This is a genomic window from Psittacicella gerlachiana (assembly GCF_003585965.1).
In the GTDB taxonomy this organism is placed as follows: domain Bacteria; phylum Pseudomonadota; class Gammaproteobacteria; order Enterobacterales; family Psittacicellaceae; genus Psittacicella; species Psittacicella gerlachiana.
Genome location: NZ_NRJF01000176.1, coordinates 1 through 4,337 on the forward strand (window position 1 = coordinate 1; position 4,337 = coordinate 4,337).

Annotated in this window: 4 protein-coding genes; 1 reads left to right on the forward strand and 3 read right to left on the reverse strand. The window is 32.2% G+C overall.

What is annotated here, in order from left to right; translation table 11 throughout:
• On the forward strand, positions 1–492 hold a 492-nt coding region (locus CKF59_RS05840), incomplete at its 5' end, for a shikimate kinase (RefSeq protein ID WP_281270079.1).
• A 777-nt stretch (positions 493–1,269) separates the two neighbouring features.
• On the opposite strand, the gene CKF59_RS05845 is transcribed toward CKF59_RS05840, so the two are convergent.
• The 3 genes from CKF59_RS05845 to CKF59_RS05855 form a co-directional block, all read right to left on the reverse strand.
• Positions 1,270–2,097 (reverse strand): SDR family NAD(P)-dependent oxidoreductase, encoded by an 828-nt coding sequence (locus tag CKF59_RS05845; protein ID WP_119535021.1) that lies wholly within the window; start codon positions 2,095–2,097, stop codon positions 1,270–1,272.
• A gap of 55 nt (positions 2,098–2,152) precedes the next feature.
• A complete protein-coding gene (locus CKF59_RS05850) occupies positions 2,153–2,644 on the reverse strand; it encodes a hypothetical protein (protein ID WP_119535022.1) in 492 nt (163 codons plus the stop codon).
• A gap of 76 nt (positions 2,645–2,720) precedes the next feature.
• A complete protein-coding gene (locus CKF59_RS05855; RefSeq protein ID WP_119535023.1) occupies positions 2,721–4,223 on the reverse strand; it encodes an aminotransferase class V-fold PLP-dependent enzyme in 1,503 nt (500 codons plus the stop codon).
• Positions 4,224–4,337: the final 114 nt, after the last annotated feature.

The window sequence follows — 4,337 nt, forward strand, 5'->3', positions numbered from 1 at the left end:
CAAACTACTTTAATAAGTAACACGGTTATTTCTACTGGTGGTGGGATTCTTACACGCATGCGTAATGGTCTGTATATGAAAGACTTTGGGTTTGTAATTTATCTTGAATTAGATATCAAGCACCAAGCACAGCGTTTATTAGCAGACGATCAATTGAGCAAGCGTCCAATTGTTAGAGACTGTAAAAATATTGAAGATTTAATAAAAAAATTAGAAGATTTACATGAAAAACGAGATTTAACTTATGAATATTTTGCAGACTACACTATTAAAGTAGGTGGCAAAACTCCTGAGGAAATTGTAAATCAAATTATTAATTTCCTTAATGAGAATAAAATTATTCATGAGAAAGATTTTCTCGAAAACTTTGCTGGACGCATGCATTACAATCCTTATAAACGTTTACGTCGTAATAAGCAAATTCAAAAATTACGTCAAGAAGAACGTGGAGCAGGGAAAAAACAAGAATATCGTTTTATAGATAACGAATAAACTAAAAAAGTACTTGAAGTTTAGGCTTTAAGTACTTTTTTAGTTAAAAGACAGCAAGAGCAATAATCGAATCACAAAAATTCATGCTTTTTAGTAAAAAGTTAGCTTTTAGTCTTGCATTTTGTTCATAAACTCTGTATAATATGCCACACAAGAAGGTTAATAAATTGTGTTTTTTCATTAATTTATTAATATTACTTGTAAATTATTATATAACTTCATATTTAAAAGTATTTAGGAAACTAAAATGGAATTCTTTAACTATATCGAAGTTAGCATTACAGGTAAAAAATATAAATAATCTTTACCTCTTTGCTAATTGCATTTAGTGAAGGAATTTAGTTACAGGAATTATAACTAATTTTTTAGGTAATACTTTTTTTGTGAGTAAAGCTCACATAAAGTTACCCTTAGTCGCACACTATAAACGCAACTAAGTCGGTTACATTTTTTCGGTAGCTATAAAATCAAATATTTTTATTTGCTCCCAATATAAAAAATCTAGCGAAAGTATTTTACAAATATCGTTTGTTTAAATACTAACTAGTCAATCAGGGAAATTCGACTTACCATTTGAAGTTAGATTTCACCTGCCTGGATAAGGAAAACTTAAGAATTTGCGATATTTGTTGAGCCATCAACTTAAGGTTCCAAATATTTAGTAAATAGCAAGCGAATAAATTAGCGAGCTATTTAGTCGAGTTTTATATTAGTTTATACTAGTCAGAGATGGCTAGTTTTTTTATTTTAAGAGCATCTCCGTTGGAGATGCTCTTATTATTTTTCTAATTTATAAGTTTTTTGTAAAAATTTTAAAGCCCAGTTTACCGGAACAAATTTTTGTAAATACCACATAAAATAAGTTGGTAAGCCAACAAGGTAGTAGACTTTTTGTTTGCGACTGGTTAAAGCCTTAACTGCAATATTTGCGAGGTCTTCAGGGGTAGAAGTAAAACGTTTGCGATTAGTATTGGTTAATCGCTCTTGTTGTTCTTGATACTCTTTTTGTAAGTGACTACTTGCATGTTCAAAAGAGTTTTGTGACTCTTGTAGAGCTCGAGTTCTAAATTTCGTGATAACTGGACCTGGATTGAGCAGACTTACTTGAATTCGAGGATTGTTATTTTCCACAATAAAAGTTTTGATCATACTATCAAGACCGGCTTTACTTGCCCCATAGGCTGCTCTAAAAGGAGCTGGGACAAAGCTAACAATGCTCGAAGTTACGAGAATACGTCCATAACCTTGTTGATGAAAAATTTTGATACAGCGATTAAAGTAATCCCAAGTACCAAGCAGATTACAATTAATAATTTGCTCTAAATCTTTTCTTTGTGTGTCTTCTACCGCACTTACAAAGCCATAGCCAGCATTAAGAAAAGCGGCATCTAAATGTTCTAAGTCGGGATCGGCAAAAAGAGCTTCAATTTGTTCGGCAGAGGTTTGATCACAATATTTTACTTTGATCCCATAGGGAGTTAAATGACAAGCATCACTTTCTTGACGTACTGTAGCAATAACTTCCCAACCTAATTGAGCAAATTTGATCGCTGTTGCTAGACCAATTCCCGATGAACATCCTGTAATAAGAATTTTTTGTTGCATATAAAGATAAAGTAAGCAGGTTAATCTTTATGATTAACCTGCTGTGGATTTAAGATTAACTTTCTAAATCTAATGGTTGTTCACGACAACCGCAGTGTTCACATTTACATTCACGACTGCGAGCAAAGGTATAACCGTGCATATCGAGTTTAGTTTTTACATCTTTTTGGTCGAGTTTAATTACAAGATCATAAAGATTTTTTAAGCTCTCGATACGTTTATCTGATAAATAGCTACGAATAGCATACTTAGTTAAAAAGGTTTCAAACTCAAACTTTTTGTCAAACATATAGTTAATAAGTAAGGCAAAAATGTAAGAGCGTAGAACTTTTGATTTACAGATAAAAGTTAAACGGTGAGTTTCTAAAACCATAAAGATTGGAGTTTCGCAACCGGTAATTTCAATATAATCTTTATAATTACCCGGATTACGATCAAAAGCACCATTAAAGGACATAATTTCGTTATGTACCAGTTGAGGTGCTAATTTTGCACGTACAATACCATCGTACATGGCTAAATTAATAAATCTTTTTTCAATTTCCATAAAAAATTAGCTTTTACTCAGAAGATGAATTTTTTACCTAGAGTTATTATAGCAAAGTTAAGAATAATTTTTTATGCTAATCTAGATTGTCATTAAGAAACTGAGCGATAAGGTTAATGGTATAGTCTACTTCTTCTTTAGTATTAAAAGGAGCTAAACTAAATCTAAGCGTTGAATCTAAACCAAGAAAATCATGATAAGGGTAAGCACAATGTTTACCTACGCGAGCACTAATATTATGTTGGGCAAGGAACATGCCTAGATCTATATCTAGCCCATCCTCAATATTTATGAGAATATGATGTCCGGTGCAAGGTAAAATAACCACGTCTTGAGTTTTATTAGCTAAATCTTGAACAATATTAAGACTTCTACTAAAGTCTGCAACTTGTGGTAACTGAGCAAGTTTGCTAATAAAATACTGTTGCAGAAGATGGGTATAACTGTAAAAATCTTCTAAAGGTAAAGAGTTTAACCAGTCAATATTAGCTTTTACGGTTACCAGAGAATTTATATTTGGTGTTCCCGCAATAAGAAAAGGATTAGTAGGTTGTAAGTTATAGTTCGCAGTCTCAAGATCTACACTTTTTACAAAGCCTCCCCCAACCCATTGGTGTTCTAGACGATGATTGTTGAGAGGTAGGTTTAGATGCTCGAGAGTATTGTTACTTTTAGTCTGTTGCGAACTTTGCTCTATCTCTTCTTTAAGGGTAAAAAACTTAGCTAAAAGCTCTAAATCTTGACTTTGCTTATTCAACTGAGCAATGCGTTGAGAAATTGTTAGATAGCCAATTCCCGTTAACCCAAACATTTTATGTAGTGACCCTACAATAAAATCAGCAGGCCAGTTATCTTGAAGTTGGTTTTTTTGTAGATAAATGTGATTAAAACATGATCCCTGAGCATTATCAAGAGCGAGCCAAGTGTGAGGCGAAAATTGTTCAAGAATGCTTTTAATTTCCCCAATTGGATGAATGAGACCATTAACATTGTCAACACTACTCAAAGTTATGAGTAAAAGTTGTTGGGCATGTTTTTGACAAAAATCACGTAAAAAATCTAAATCTAAAGTGAGATTATTTTTTAGAGGAATAGTCTTAATCTCTAAAAAATTATAAGTTTGAGCTAATTTAAGCCATGGCAGAATATTAGCATGGTGATTGCTTTGAGCAACTAAAAGATAATATTTTTGTGGTTTTTGACCTTGCTGTTGCTTATACCAAAATTGCCCTAAGGTAGGAGCTAATAAATTAAGAGCTTCTGTGGTATTTTGGGTATAAGTTAAGTGCAAAAAATCCTGAGGACATGCTGAAGCTTGAGGGAAAATATAATTATATAATGCCTCTTGCCCTTGTTTAACTAAAGTAGTAAGTTCTTCGGTATGTAGAGAACGTTCTACATTTCCAGCAAGTTGAAAACCGTGAATAAAAGCATCAAGCACTTTTTGTGGTCTGAGGCTTGTAGCTGCATTATCAAAATAAATTAAAAAATTGTTTAATGCGGGGAATTCTTGACGAAATTTTTGTATTTGTGGAGCATATTGTTCAAGTTTATGCTCTAAAGTAAGATAATCTTGCATAGAATATAAAATAAAATTCAGCTTAATCCAAAGCAAGAGAGTTTAAGAAAAAATTATGCTTACTATTATACCTAAGTTGGGATACAGCTTAATATAATTTATGCTTTTAATTTA